Consider the following 13456-nt stretch of genomic DNA (forward strand, 5'->3'; position numbering starts at 1 on the left):
TATATATTATGAAAATAATGCTTTAAGGGTTAACTCCTAATTCATTACAAAAAAAGTTCCTATAAATAATAATGAAACACCTATAATCTTATATAAGTGTAAAACTTGTTCTTTTAATACAAATACATCTATAGCAAGGCCAAGCATCATCTGAAATGCTATTATCAATGTTAAAGTATTAGATACTCCTAGACTTGGGATGGCCTTTATAGTAAAAAATATAATCAATGCTCCGAATATTCCACTAAAAAGGAATACAGGATGTATATGTACAAGTTTGCCTATGTGCTTCATATTCCCACTAAAAATTGCAGCTGCTAAAAAAAACAAAGCGCCTGTTGCCAACGTAAAAAAAGTTGCTATAACAGGTGTAGTATGACGACCTAATTCGCCGTTTGTAAATGCTTCTAATGCGGTACATATTCCAGCTAGAGCAGCATATATTATAGGAATTATTTTACTCATAAGTACCTCCTTTAACTCATCATATTTTAAGCATACTTAATTGTACGTTAGATACTGTTTATATATGCCTGATGATGTATTTAGTATTTTTGAAATTTTACAAAAATAATATTGAATACAAGATACTTTAACCTTATAATATAATAATATACAAAAATATATAAAAATATATAAAACTAAATGACCGGGGGACGATGCTTAGGATGAAGGACAAAATAATTAGTTTTTGCGAAATATTAAATGATATAGACATTATAGATACAGATGAGTTAACAAAGTTTATGTTAGGAGTACAAAAAACTTATAATCATATAAATAAAAATAACAAGATCATTAATGGTGAATACGATATTGAAGAAACTTTTTATATAATGAAACAATATGTTGAACCAGAGTTAGGATACTTTAAAGGTGATAAAAACTTATTTTATGATTTATTTAAAATAGGACAAGAAATAGATATTATAGAATTTATAAAATACATATATAAAAATAATAAAAACAAGGTATTATTAACACCAAGTGCACTAATAAATTATATATCAGATATTATAAGTAATAAAAATTTCAAAAGTATACTTATTACAGATGCATACAAATCCCTCGAGCATCTAGAAAAACTTATTAGTGAAAATGAAGACAAGATGTTTACATTGACCTCACAACACTTTTTAGCATATCAGGTTTTAAAGTTAAAATTTGAAGACTATAAAAATGTAAATACAATTTATGTATCTATTTATGAGGATATGAATTTAAAAGAAAAATACGATTTTATATTTTCAGTTCCTACATTCGGACGAAAGTTTGATAAAAGTGAATACCTGAGAAAATTTATAGCAAGAGAAGCTGAAGGAATTGCTACACAAAATTTATTAAATTATATAAGGGATAATGGAACTCTATGTATTATACTTCCTGCTAAATTTACCTTTGCAGGAGATGAATATGAAAATTTGAGAAATTACATTATCCAAAACTATAAAATAGAGTCAATGCATGTTTTACCTGATGAAACATTTAAACCTCATTCAAGTATAAAATCATATTTAACTTGTATTTCAAATAAATCATTATCAAATACAAAGATAGGTGAATTAAGGTCAGAGCATGGGAAATTTCAAGTACATAATGAGAAATCTATATCATATGAAGAATTTTTAAGTTATAATTCTTGGCAGATAGATATGATACTTGAAGAAAGTGAAGAATTATCAAAACTAAGAAAATTAGACTTGCCTAAAGTTAAGCTAAAAGAAATAGCAGATATTTTCAGAGGTAAATCTATAATGAAAAAAGATATATCTCCAGGGAAAATAAATGTATTAAATATATCTAATATAGAAGACGGAGAAATAATCTTTGGCAATATGGATACTATAGATGAAGAAGAAAGAAAAATAAAGAGATACGAGCTTAAAGATGGAGATTTAGTTTTAACTTGTAGAGGAACAGTCAATAAAGTTGCTATATATAGAAAAGTTGATGATAGGATAGTAATAGCTTCTGCAAATATAATAGTTATGAGATTTAAAAAACAAATGTTAAGTGAAAGTGTTAAAATATTATTAGAAAATTCATTAGGCAAGATATTGTTAAAGAGTTTTCAAAGGGGTACTAATGTAATGAATATAAACCCTAGTGATTTAGAAGAACTTGTTTTGCCAGTTCCTTCTATTAACATACAGGAAGAAATAGCAGAAGAATATAATAAGGAATATTTATTATATAAACAATCAATAGCTCAAGCTAGAAATAAATGGATTAAAAATAAGCAAAAAATTTATGAAGACTTATTTGATTTAAAATAGATATATAGGTGTATATAAAATTTTTAGTTATATACACCTTTTTGTTTTAAGAAAGAGGTGATTATATGAATAAATATAAAAAGTTTATAAGTATATTAAAAGAAAGACAACTTTCACATGAAGAAGAGTTTACAAGAGAATTTTTAAGAGTAAAGTTAACTAATGCTTATATATATAATAAGAATATTCAAATCGATGATAAAAGTAATTTATTCAGTATAATGAAGGAAGTTACTAATATTAAATTAGGTTACTTTCCAGGAGATGATGACTTATTTTACTTTCTATTTAACATAGGAAAAGATATAGATCTAATTGAGTTTATTAAAGAAAACTATGCTAATCTGAAAAAGATAAAGCCATTGCTTCCGGAAGCTTTAACTAAATATGCAAATGAAAGCATGGAGAATGAAAGTGTAAAAAATATATTAATAACAGATACAGATAGAATAAATATAGAAGGTATACAATATTTTGTTGAAAAAAATATGGATAAAAAAATAACATTATTATCTGAAGATAATTTAGCATGTGAATTTTTAAAACTATATCTAGAAAGGTTTAATAATATAGAAATAATTTATGTATCTTCATATGAAAATCTAAATATAAGTAAAAAGTATGATTTGATACTTTCTTCTCCTTTGTTTAATACCACTAAATATGAAGGCTCAAAGGAACCTGAAATAGTTGCTATAAAGAAGCTATTAAACTATATAAGTGATAATGGTCATATGAAAATAATTGTGCCAGCTAAATTTACTTTTGCTGGAGATGAACATTTAGAAATAAGAAAATATATAATAGACAATTATAATGTAGATTCTATATATATGCTTCCAGAAGAAACGTATAAACCCTATGCAAGTATAAAAACTTATATTGTATCAATATCTAATATTAAAAAAGAATATCTACAAGTTGGAAAATTAGGAATAATAAAAAATGAAGTAACTTGTTTAAAAGAAAAAGAAGTGCCTATGGAAGTGTTTAGTAAATTTGCATATTGGAGAATAGACTTATATATTGAGGAAAGCATAAAAACATTCCTTGAACTAGATAATAAATTTGATAGAGTAAGAATAAAGGAAATAGCAGAAGTATTTAGAGGTAAATCCATAATGAAACATGATGTAGAACCTGGCAATATATATGTCCTTAATATATCTGATATAGAAGATGGAGAAATAATGTTTGATAATATGGAGACTATAGAAGAGGAAGAAAGAAAAGTAAAAAAATATGAACTTGAAGATGGAGATTTAGTTTTAACTTGCAGAGGAACAGTAAATAAATTTGCTGTATATAGAAAAAAAGATGACAAAGTAGTAATAGCTTCTGCAAATATAATAGTTGTTAGATTTAAAAAACATATTTTAGGAGATTATGCTAAAATTGTATTTGAAAGTCCTATAGGAATTGTTTTAATAAAAAGTTTGCAAAGAGGAACAACTGTTATGAATATAAATCCAAGTGATATTGAAGAATTACCTATGTATCTAGTTCCTATTGACGATCAAGAAAAGTCTATAATAGAATACAAAGAATTACATGAAGAATACAAGGATAGTATTAAAAAAGCTCAAACTAGATGGAGTAAATCAAAAAAATCTTTACATAAAAGTTTATATAATATAAATTAAAAACAAAAGGAATTATTACATAAGAGGCGAAAGTCTCTTTTTTTAATTATAAGAAAATTATAATTTATCCGGTCTATGGATAAGTTGTAATTTCTAACTGCTAACCTTGAGCAACGGACCATCTTTTCAAGGTCGTTGGCGACATGAGCGTAGCGAATTTTTTATATCACTTTAATATATATTTTCATATTATAAAATAAACATTACTATATAAGGGGGATTAATGTGGATTATTCCAAATTTGATATAAATATGGTAGATTTTATGAATGAAAACAAAGTACAAAGTAAAACAAATTATGCCCTAACAACATCTTTAAAAACTAAGTATACTTATGTGTTTAAAAAAAATATCCAAACTGGTAAGTGGGAACTACTTCATAAATGGATAAGTACAATTGGGAAACCTTCAACACCTACTATAACGGGAGAATATGAGGTTGACAATAAGATACCTAAGTTTGGTATGAATAAAGGATATCAAGCTAAATGGGCAACTCAAATAAAGGGGAATTACTTATATCACTCAATATTATATGATGTTGCAGGAAAATATGTTATAGATGGAAGGTTAGGGCAAGAATTAAGCCATGGTTGTATAAGGTTAGCTACGGAAAACGCAAAATGGATATATGATAATGTTCCTAGAGGAAGTAAAATAATAATACATTAGATGAATTTTCGAAATTTTAGAATTATTGAAGGGATTAATGTTTTATTATCGAATATATAATTCAAAGTATATAACATTTTTGTCTTTACATCTAAAGAAGGTATAATGCCTTCTTTATTTTTGTTTTTGTAGCAGTTTCATTGCCCAAGCTTATCAGAAGTATATTATAACTTCTATAGAACGAATAAGTTATAATATACTTATAAATAAAAAGAAGCTGCTAAGCAGCTTTCTTTTTGTTTATATGAGTTTTTGAATTTTGATTTTTAAGTTTGTTATATACATAAAACGGCATACCTATTAACATTAACATAAAGCCCCATAAAACTGTTTCTGCACCAGTACCATATATAGTATAGCAAGCGTATACAAAGCCTAAAAGAGGTACGATACTTGTTATTATAAAAGTAGTAACATTTTTAACATTTTTGCCTGTTAACATTATGTCAGCTACTGCAGTCATTGCATATATTGGAAGATATGATAATGTAGCTAATAACATAGCGAAGTTAAATGCTGAAACTAATCCTCCTTGGAAATTCATTAATAATAATAAGTTAGTTAATATACTAGATATTATTAATGCCATATAAGGTGTATTATATTTTGGATGTGTTTTGGCAAATATCTTTGGGAAAACACCATCAATCGCAGCAGCATAAGCTATATTTGCAGTAGTCAATATCCATCCTATAATACTACCAAGTGTAGCAATAACTATAGATATAGAAACTATTATACCAGCTTTACTTCCAAGTATTAAACCTAATATATCTGATATAGGAGCTGAACTTGAAGCTAGTTTATCTTGAGGCATAGCACCCATAGCAGCAATTGAAACCAATAAATATATAGCTATAGTAATTATTATTCCGTATATAGTACTTAATCTAACATTTCTTTGAGGATTTTCTATTTCTCCTGCAGAAACTGTTGATGATTCAAGTCCAACAAATGCCCATAATGTAGTTGCTATAGCTAGTGGAAGACCACCAAATCCCGTAGAAGCTGAAGCATTAGATGTATATAAGTTAGAAGCATCAAAATTAAATAAAGCAACTATAATAAATCCAGCAAATAATACTACTTTAAATACAGTTGAAGCAGTTTGCCACTTGCCAGCTTCTCTTGCTCCAAGTACATTAAGGAATGTAAGTATCCATAGTATAGCAGAACCAAATATAAATGAAACTAACGGATTATCAGAAAGTATCGGAAATACAAGTGAAGCATAACTAGTTAATGTTAATATTATCGCAGCATTTCCTATCCAAGATCCATTATAGTAAAGCCATGCATTCAAAAATCCAGTAAATTCACCAAATGCAAGCTTTGTATATTCATAAGGTCCTCCAGTTTTTGGGAATCTAGAACTTAGCTTCCCGAATGAAAGAGCTAAAAGTATAGACCCAAGACCTGTTATAACCCAGGCCATAAGTGTTGCTGAAATTGAAGCTTGAGATGCCAATGATGCAGGCAACATAAATATACCAGAACCAACCATATTTCCAACAACAAGTGCTGTTGCCATTACTAAACCCATTTTTTTCTTAGTGTTTGTCATGAAACTTTTCCTCCAATTCTCTAGAATATTATTTAAATAAAAGAATAGATGACTAAAATAGACCAACAAAAAAGCCTAGAAGTAATAAGACATGGATATGCTACTACTCCTAGACTTTGCTTTAGTTTAGATATAAAATCTAATGCAATAATCTGAAGATAGCTCTCCACAAGTTTCCTTGTGACAGGACTGTACATATTATATACAACCCCAACATATAAACTCAAAGCATCATTTATACATTTCGGCATTAACACCTTTCATATTGCTTCATAGTGCTTAACTCCACAATAATACTATTTGGTAATGCGCCTCTATCTTAGTTTTATATTCGGTTATTTGGTATGAATCATATTATAACAGAAATTTAAAAAATGTAAATAGGCAAGATAAAATTGTAGAAAATAATCACAAAAAGTCGAAAAATTGTAAAAGTAGAAAAATATTCGTTGCAAATATGCCAAAACGCTACAATATAGAAGTGTTAATAGGATATTTAATAATAGGACTTATTGAATGCAGACTTGAAGTATAATATTCTGTGCAAAATTAATGCTTTTATAAATTAATACTTGAATTTATGAATATTCTAATATTTTTTATGAAAATTGATATCTATACCTATACAGAATATACATAAACAAATATATTTGTGAATAATTATAGGTAATAGCTTGAATTTTAGGGGGTATACTATGGTAACTAAAACTAAGTATCTTTTATCAGGCGACAGAGGATTAATAATTGAATTCGAAAACAAAATAAGTGAAAAAATAGGTACTCAAGTAAGGTCTATGATGATAGCTATAAATTTAAGCGACATAAAAGGCATAGTAGAAATGATACCTTCATACAGATCACTTCTAGTAATATATAATCCTATAGTAATAGATATAATAAAATTACAAAATGAGATTAAATATTTAGAAAAAACAATAGAACATATAAATATTCCTAAACCGAATGTAGTAGAAGTACCTGTTTTATACGGCAGAGAAGTTGGCATTGATATAGAAAACGTAGCGAAACACAATGGATTAAGTGTACAAAATGTTATAGATATTCATTCATCTAAAGAATATTATATATATATGTTGGGATTTACTTTTGGATTTCCGTATTTAGGAAAGGTAGAAAATAGTATAACTGTACCGAAATACAAAAAAGTAAGAAATAATATAAGTTCTGGATCTATAGGTATTGGAGGGGTACAAACTGGAATATATACTGTTGATTCGCCGAGTACATGGCAAATAATAGGTAAGACTCCTCTTAAACTATTTGATCCGAATAGGAACCCTATAATTATTCTAAATCAGGGAGATTATGTGAAATTTAAACCTATAACAGAAATCGAATATAAAAAAATAGAAGAAAAAATAGAAAAAAGAACTTATGAGTATAAAATCTACTCAAAATGAGGAGGTGTAAAAAATGGGAAGAGTTAAAATAGTGAATCCAGGGTTTTTTACTACTGTACAAGATAGTGGGCGTATAGGATATCAAAAGTATGGAATACCAGAAGGTGGAGTTATGGATATATTCTCCTATAGAACTGCTAATATATTAGTAGATAATGAAGAAGATGAAGCTGTACTTGAAATAACCATGATAGGTCCAACTATAGAATTTATAGATAACATGACTATAGCTATAACTGGTGGAAACTTATCACCCTGTATAAATAACGAAGAGATAAATATGTGGGAAAGTATAAATGTTAATAAAGGAGATATACTTAGCTTTAATAATTTAAAAAGCGGATGTAGGGCTTATATAGCTTTTAATGGAAGCATAAACATCAATAAATTTTTAAATAGTAGGTCTGTATTAACAAGGTATAAATGTAACGGTGTTTTAGGAAGTTGCCTTAAAAGTAAAGATGTATTGACAATATTAAATAGTGGTATACAAGGAAATAAAAAATCTATACCTAAGCAATATATAATGTCTTATATAAATGAAACTAATAAACATAATGTAAGGGTTATAATGGGACCTCAATATGATTATTTTACAGAAGGAGGAATAGCTTCATTTTTAAATGAAGAATATATTGTTACAGAAAAATCCGATAGGATGGGAGTGAGGCTTCAAGGGCCTATTATAAACCATATATACAATGGAGATATAATATCAGAAGGAATAACATTAGGGTCTATACAGGTAACAAACGATGGTCAACCTATAATAATGATGGTAGATAGACAAACAACAGGAGGATATGCAAAAATAGCTAATGTTATATCTGTCGATTTGTACAAAATAGCCCAAGCAAAGCCAGGAGATACAATAGCTTTTGAATCTATTACTTTAAAACAAGCACATAATGAGCTAAAAGAAAGAGAAAATATAATAAACAACATAAAGAACATATAGAGCTCGCTTTTGGCGAGCTTTTGAAATTAATTATTTTTTTTATTTAAAAATAGTTTTTAATTTTGTATTTTATAAATGTATAATAATTACCTTGTATGTAAAAAATAATAACAAAAATACAGGAGGTAGAGAAACTATGCAAATGAACACTCGCGATATAGTTATGAAAAAATTATTAGATGCTCAGGAGAATGTACGTGACTATGAAACATATTCAAAACAAGTAGAAGATAAGAAAGTAGCTTCAATGTTTAAAGATTTCGCAGAAGAATGTGGTTCTCAAGCTAGTAAATTACAAGTAATAATGGACAAAATAGATAAATACTAAAATATAAAAATTAAATAAATATATTTTATATAAATTAAAATGACTATATTTAACATAAGTATAAATATAGTCATTTTTTATTTGAATTTTGATAATAAATAAGTAATTTTAGGGGGATATCTTATGAAATATAAATTCACTAATAATACAAAGATATCTATTAAGTTTATATTTTTATATCTGCTTACTGTATTATTTTTTGCCATTACCTATACTAGTATAGTAAACCAGTTTTATCATTCCACTTCAAAATATGAGAACATATTAAATGAAGAACTAATGGTAATAGAAAGTGAAATAAACACCTCTATAACTGAAAATTTTAGAGAATATTATAAATCCAGTGTTATATACTTAGATGAAAATAAAAACTGGATATTTTGCATAGATGACTTAGAAGTAAAAAAAATAAATTTAAACGTAGATGAATTAATTTTTGATATATCTGTCCTTATTAGAAATATGTCAGATTTTGAAACGAAATATACAACTACCTTTTATTTTAAAGTTAACAGAGAAGATAAATTTGCCAAAGGGGACCATGTTTATAGATTAGGAAGAGTTAGTTTTAAAGATAATACTACTTATATACCAGAACTGAAAAATATAAATTTTTCTCAAATATTTTATGTACAAGGGAATAACATAAAAAAAGAACTTATAGGACTTAAATTATCAAATAAATTAGAAAAAAATATAAATGAATTTATAAATAATACAGATGGATTGCCTAGTAGAAATAAAGAAAATTCCATAGCTAGATTTAAATTATACTTTCCTAGAATGTTGTATTTAAGCATGGTCACTATAACTACCTTAGGATATGGAGACATTGTTCCTTTAACTAACGCAGCTAGAATATTAATAGGAATAGAATCAACTTTAGGAATAATAATTATGGGGTGGTTTGTAAATTCAAAGGTAAATGGAAAATAAAAATTACATATACTGTTCCTTACTCATTTATAAGGTATATATATACACTTAAGTGTATATAATTAGGTAATAAATGAATATTTGGACAGGAAGTGGTTTTTATGAAAAAAATTGCATTCTTTATTATATTAATTTATATATTGAATGTTTATACTAACGTAGATTTTAAAGATATTTATAATGAGAGCGTAGATAATGCTATATTATTAGGAGAAAATATAGATTTAATAAAAGAAGAATTATTAAAAGATAAATATACAATTAAATCAAATCAAAATAAATTAGATGAGGATATAAATCAAGTAGAACCTGTTGTACAGTCAAGTACATTGAATACGAAAATAGATAATTTTGATAAAATAAACTTAGGAGACATAGAAAGTAAAGTTATATCAGCAATAGGAAATCCTTCAAGAATAGATCTAAGTGAATATGGATTTAATTGGTATGTATATAATCAATATAAAAATAAATTTGCAATGGTTGGTATTGATAATGGAAAAGTTGTAGCATTATATACTAATTCATTAAAGTCAAATTCAATAGAGAATATAGATCTTAATAAAGATAGAACATATATTTTAAGTAATTATGAACCTTTAGAATATAAGAAAAAAGGATATACTAGGTTTATAATAAGTTCAAAAGGAGAGTACGATGTTTTAGAATTTAAACATATGTATGTAACAGTGTTTTATGATATTTATAATAATCATAAGATAACGTCTTATCAAATAATAGATAAGACTATAGAGGATAAATTAAAAGATATATATCCAGAATATAGTGATGATTTAAAAGAGAGTTTTGAAAAGGAAGTTATAGACTTAACGAATAGTGTAAGAGACAGATATAATTTATCAAGAGTAAAATATGACAGTAAAGCTCAAGCTAGTTCTAGAAAACATAGTTTGGATATGAAACAAAATAATTTTTTTGACCATATTAATCTAAAGGGTCAAGATCCTTTTGATAGAATGAAAAAAGAAAATATAAATTATAAATCGGCTGGAGAAAATATAGCTGCAGGTCAAACAAGTGCTATATTTGCACATGAAGCCTGGATGAATTCTGAAGGACATAGAAAAAATATCCTAAATAACTATGAAAAATTAGGTGTAGGAGTAGAATTTGGAGGGAATTATAAGATATATTATACTCAAAATTTTTACACTAACTTAAGATAAATTTATAGTAAAAGGAGACATAATTATGGGCAGAAAAAAACAAATACTTTTATTCACACCAATAATATTAGCTGCACTATTATTGTTTGCTATCCAAAGGACAAATATATATTCCCAGGATAATGATAATTTAATAATAAAAAATGGTCCAAGAAATGAAAAAATCATAGCTATTACATTTGATGATGGACCACATCCAAAAGAAACTAATCAAATATTAGATGTTCTTAAAGAATATGAAGTAAAAGCTACGTTTTTCGTTGCAGGGAAACACGTACAATGGTATCCAGAAGCTGTAATAAGAGCTACTAAAGAAGGTCATGAAATAGGAAATCATACTTTTAGTCACCCGGACATAAAGTCAATAAATAAAACTCAATTAGAACAAGAATTATTAAAAACAGAAAGTATTATCTATAATAAAACAGGAAAAAAAACTACATTATTTAGACCACCTTATGGAAGCTATAATAAAAATATTGTAGAATTGTCAAAAAAGCATAACTATAAAATAGTGTTATGGTCTACGCTAGATGCAAAAGATTGGTCCACAACATCATCAAACAAAATAGCAAATGTTATATTAGATAAAGTTACAAATGGAGATATATTAGTTCTTCATGATTATGGTACTATACATCCTAATCCAACTGTTCAAGCTTTGAGAATATTTATTCCTGAGATGAAAAAGAGAGGATATAAGTTTGTAACAGTATCTGAATTAATAAATTACACCGAAAATAAAAAATCTAATAATCTGAATGATATACAAATAAAAGATAGTAAAAAATAAAGTCTAGGATTTTAAATCCTAGACTTTTTTATTTGTGATTAAATAATTTATTAAAATTTCAAACTTTTAAAAACATTTTATAGCAAGTTAAATATTATATATAGTAAGAAACAAATATATCCAAGTAATACATGAATCTCTTAAAAGGGATGTGATTTTAATAAATGTTTAATAAGATATATGAAAAAAAAGAATTTATAATCTTTCATATAAAAGGGGGATATATAGCTTATAATAGAAAGAAAGACTTTCAGGAGGGACATACACACTTAAGGAATTTCAACTCAGCTAAAACAGCAATAGACCTAGTATCAAAACAGAAAGTTCCTAAAAGTACAGATAAATATTATTTAACAAGTCTTATGAGGCTTTCTAATGACGAAAAATATATTAAAAAAATAAAGGAATTGATAATATCTATAGAATAAAAATATAAATACAAAAAAAGGAGCATTTGCTCCTTTTTCTATTCCCATTTTGGAGTATTAAATTTTTCTGCGTTTTTTATTCTCAACCCTTCTTCTTCAGAAATTATATAGCTAGAAATTCCTTGGCTATCATATTCTTTAACGTGTCTAATAGCTTCTTCTCTATTCATAGGTTGAGAAATAGATTTATTATCAGATCTAATTATAACATATCTATCCATATTCACTCCTCCAATTTAGATAGATTTAAAATCACAAATCTTTTTGATATTATAGTTTGTTTTATTTATAGTTTATATACGTTAATTATAAACCAAAAATTTTACAAAAAAATAGCATATAAAATAACTAATATTGACAATGTTTTCCGAACACATATATAATGAAGTTATAAAAAGCAAATTTATAAACGTCATAATAATAAACAATCTATTACTTTATGGAAAATTAAACGGATTTGTAGATTCTTATATGGACTCTTACAGAGTAAATACCATGCGTTAAGTGTTAGGAGCTGGGAAGTTGCTTCTAAACGAAGAAGAGAATATCTTCGCGGTATGGTATTGCGTCCGCTGTGAGAAGGATGTAGTTTATTTAAAACACCCTTCTAATTTAGGGGTGTTTTTTATTTTTATATAATCATAATTCAAAGGGGGTATAAAGAGTGATATTAATGATAGATAATTATGACTCTTTTGTTTACAACTTAGTTCAGTTCTTAGGAGAACTAGGAGAAGAAATAGTGGTTAAGAGAAATAATGAAATAACAGTAAAAGAAATATCAAAATTAAATCCAGAGATAATAGTTTTATCTCCAGGACCTTGTTCACCTAATGAAGCTGGAATTTGTATAGATATTGTAAATTACTTTAAAGATAAAACACCTATATTAGGTATATGTCTAGGACATCAAACAATAGGCCATGTATTCGGAGGAAACGTCGTTAGAGCTATAAGACCAGTCCATGGAAAAGTACATCCCATAAAACACAATAATAGTGGTGTATTTAAAAACTTAAATAATCCTTTAAATGTAACAAGATATCATTCATTGATTGTAGACAAAAATTCTTTGCCGGAAGAACTTGAAATAACAGCACAAACACTAGATGGTGAAATAATGGGATTAAGACATAAAAAATATCTTATAGAAGGCGTTCAATTTCATCCTGAAGCTATACTCTCAGAACAAGGCCATGATATACTAAGAAACTTTATAAATGAGGCAAGGTTACAAAGGGGGGAATAAC

The 13456-nt window shown here is 26.7% G+C and carries 14 protein-coding genes and 2 riboswitches; of the genes, 11 read left to right on the forward strand and 3 right to left on the reverse strand.

Annotated features, from left to right (window positions below):
* Window positions 1–36: 36 nt before the first annotated feature.
* Complete coding sequence (locus ACUSRV_RS04895; RefSeq protein ID WP_490140804.1) at window positions 37–465, reverse strand: DMT family transporter; 429 nt, start codon at window positions 463–465, stop codon at window positions 37–39.
* 203 nt (window positions 466–668) lie between these two features.
* Between ACUSRV_RS04895 and ACUSRV_RS04900 the strand changes: the two genes are divergently transcribed.
* The 3 genes from ACUSRV_RS04900 (at window position 669) to ACUSRV_RS04910 (ending at window position 4591) form a co-directional block, all read left to right on the forward strand.
* Window positions 669–2276 (forward strand): restriction endonuclease subunit S, encoded by a 1608-nt coding sequence (locus ACUSRV_RS04900; protein WP_490140805.1) that lies wholly within the window; start codon window positions 669–671, stop codon window positions 2274–2276.
* A 65-nt stretch (window positions 2277–2341) separates the two neighbouring features.
* A complete protein-coding gene (locus ACUSRV_RS04905; RefSeq protein ID WP_490140806.1) occupies window positions 2342–3919 on the forward strand; it encodes an N-6 DNA methylase in 1578 nt (525 codons plus the stop codon).
* Between the two features lie 225 nt (window positions 3920–4144).
* Window positions 4145–4591 carry a L,D-transpeptidase gene (locus tag ACUSRV_RS04910; RefSeq protein WP_490140807.1) on the forward strand — a complete coding sequence of 149 codons (447 nt, stop codon included), beginning with the start codon at window positions 4145–4147 and terminating at the stop codon, window positions 4589–4591.
* Between the two features lie 220 nt (window positions 4592–4811).
* Here ACUSRV_RS04910 and ACUSRV_RS04915 read toward each other — a convergent pair whose 3' ends face one another.
* Complete coding sequence (locus ACUSRV_RS04915) at window positions 4812–6155, reverse strand: amino acid permease (protein ID WP_490140808.1); 1344 nt, start codon at window positions 6153–6155, stop codon at window positions 4812–4814.
* A gap of 151 nt (window positions 6156–6306) precedes the next feature.
* Window positions 6307–6480, reverse strand: a riboswitch (Lysine riboswitch).
* Between the two features lie 370 nt (window positions 6481–6850).
* On the opposite strand from ACUSRV_RS04915, the gene pxpB reads away from it, so the two are divergent.
* The 7 genes from pxpB (at window position 6851) to ACUSRV_RS04950 (ending at window position 12206) form a co-directional block, all read left to right on the forward strand.
* Window positions 6851–7576 carry a 5-oxoprolinase subunit PxpB gene (gene pxpB, locus ACUSRV_RS04920; RefSeq protein ID WP_490140809.1) on the forward strand — a complete coding sequence of 242 codons (726 nt, stop codon included), beginning with the start codon at window positions 6851–6853 and terminating at the stop codon, window positions 7574–7576.
* Between the two features lie 13 nt (window positions 7577–7589).
* Window positions 7590–8534, forward strand: a complete 945-nt coding sequence (locus ACUSRV_RS04925; protein WP_490140810.1) for a 5-oxoprolinase subunit C family protein — start codon at window positions 7590–7592, stop codon at window positions 8532–8534.
* Between the two features lie 136 nt (window positions 8535–8670).
* Complete coding sequence (locus ACUSRV_RS04930; RefSeq protein ID WP_490140811.1) at window positions 8671–8862, forward strand: hypothetical protein; 192 nt, start codon at window positions 8671–8673, stop codon at window positions 8860–8862.
* Window positions 8863–8985: 123 nt separating this feature from the next.
* Window positions 8986–9798 (forward strand): potassium channel family protein, encoded by an 813-nt coding sequence (locus ACUSRV_RS04935; RefSeq protein ID WP_490140812.1) that lies wholly within the window; start codon window positions 8986–8988, stop codon window positions 9796–9798.
* 101 nt (window positions 9799–9899) lie between these two features.
* A complete protein-coding gene (locus ACUSRV_RS04940; RefSeq protein ID WP_490140813.1) occupies window positions 9900–10985 on the forward strand; it encodes a CAP domain-containing protein in 1086 nt (361 codons plus the stop codon).
* Window positions 10986–11010: 25 nt separating this feature from the next.
* Complete coding sequence (locus ACUSRV_RS04945) at window positions 11011–11778, forward strand: polysaccharide deacetylase family protein (RefSeq protein WP_490140814.1); 768 nt, start codon at window positions 11011–11013, stop codon at window positions 11776–11778.
* A gap of 164 nt (window positions 11779–11942) precedes the next feature.
* On the forward strand, window positions 11943–12206 hold the full coding sequence (locus tag ACUSRV_RS04950; protein ID WP_490140815.1) for a hypothetical protein: 264 nt from the start codon (window positions 11943–11945) through the stop codon (window positions 12204–12206).
* A gap of 38 nt (window positions 12207–12244) precedes the next feature.
* Here ACUSRV_RS04950 and ACUSRV_RS04955 read toward each other — a convergent pair whose 3' ends face one another.
* Complete coding sequence (locus ACUSRV_RS04955; protein WP_490140816.1) at window positions 12245–12427, reverse strand: hypothetical protein; 183 nt, start codon at window positions 12425–12427, stop codon at window positions 12245–12247.
* A 259-nt stretch (window positions 12428–12686) separates the two neighbouring features.
* Window positions 12687–12783: riboswitch (THF riboswitch) on the forward strand.
* An 87-nt stretch (window positions 12784–12870) separates the two neighbouring features.
* On the opposite strand from ACUSRV_RS04955, the gene ACUSRV_RS04960 reads away from it, so the two are divergent.
* Window positions 12871–13455 carry an anthranilate synthase component II gene (locus tag ACUSRV_RS04960; RefSeq protein ID WP_490140817.1) on the forward strand — a complete coding sequence of 195 codons (585 nt, stop codon included), beginning with the start codon at window positions 12871–12873 and terminating at the stop codon, window positions 13453–13455.
* The last annotated feature ends 1 nt before the right edge of the window (window position 13456 follow it).

The sequence above is a fragment of the Sporacetigenium sp. TC11 genome (assembly GCF_058146105.1).

What these genes read in the sequence shown, in the direction of transcription:
- ACUSRV_RS04895 (WP_490140804.1), bottom strand. Translation starts at nt 465, where the DNA reads ATGAGTAAAATAATTCCTATAATATATGCTGCTCTAGCTGGAATATGT.
- ACUSRV_RS04900 (WP_490140805.1), top strand. Translation starts at nt 669, where the DNA reads ATGAAGGACAAAATAATTAGTTTTTGCGAAATATTAAATGATATAGAC.
- ACUSRV_RS04905 (WP_490140806.1), top strand. Translation starts at nt 2,342, where the DNA reads ATGAATAAATATAAAAAGTTTATAAGTATATTAAAAGAAAGACAACTT.
- ACUSRV_RS04915 (WP_490140808.1), bottom strand. Translation starts at nt 6,155, where the DNA reads ATGACAAACACTAAGAAAAAAATGGGTTTAGTAATGGCAACAGCACTT.
- pxpB (WP_490140809.1), top strand. Translation starts at nt 6,851, where the DNA reads ATGGTAACTAAAACTAAGTATCTTTTATCAGGCGACAGAGGATTAATA.
- ACUSRV_RS04925 (WP_490140810.1), top strand. Translation starts at nt 7,590, where the DNA reads ATGGGAAGAGTTAAAATAGTGAATCCAGGGTTTTTTACTACTGTACAA.
- ACUSRV_RS04930 (WP_490140811.1), top strand. Translation starts at nt 8,671, where the DNA reads ATGCAAATGAACACTCGCGATATAGTTATGAAAAAATTATTAGATGCT.
- ACUSRV_RS04935 (WP_490140812.1), top strand. Translation starts at nt 8,986, where the DNA reads ATGAAATATAAATTCACTAATAATACAAAGATATCTATTAAGTTTATA.
- ACUSRV_RS04940 (WP_490140813.1), top strand. Translation starts at nt 9,900, where the DNA reads ATGAAAAAAATTGCATTCTTTATTATATTAATTTATATATTGAATGTT.
- ACUSRV_RS04945 (WP_490140814.1), top strand. Translation starts at nt 11,011, where the DNA reads ATGGGCAGAAAAAAACAAATACTTTTATTCACACCAATAATATTAGCT.
- ACUSRV_RS04950 (WP_490140815.1), top strand. Translation starts at nt 11,943, where the DNA reads ATGTTTAATAAGATATATGAAAAAAAAGAATTTATAATCTTTCATATA.
- ACUSRV_RS04955 (WP_490140816.1), bottom strand. Translation starts at nt 12,427, where the DNA reads ATGGATAGATATGTTATAATTAGATCTGATAATAAATCTATTTCTCAA.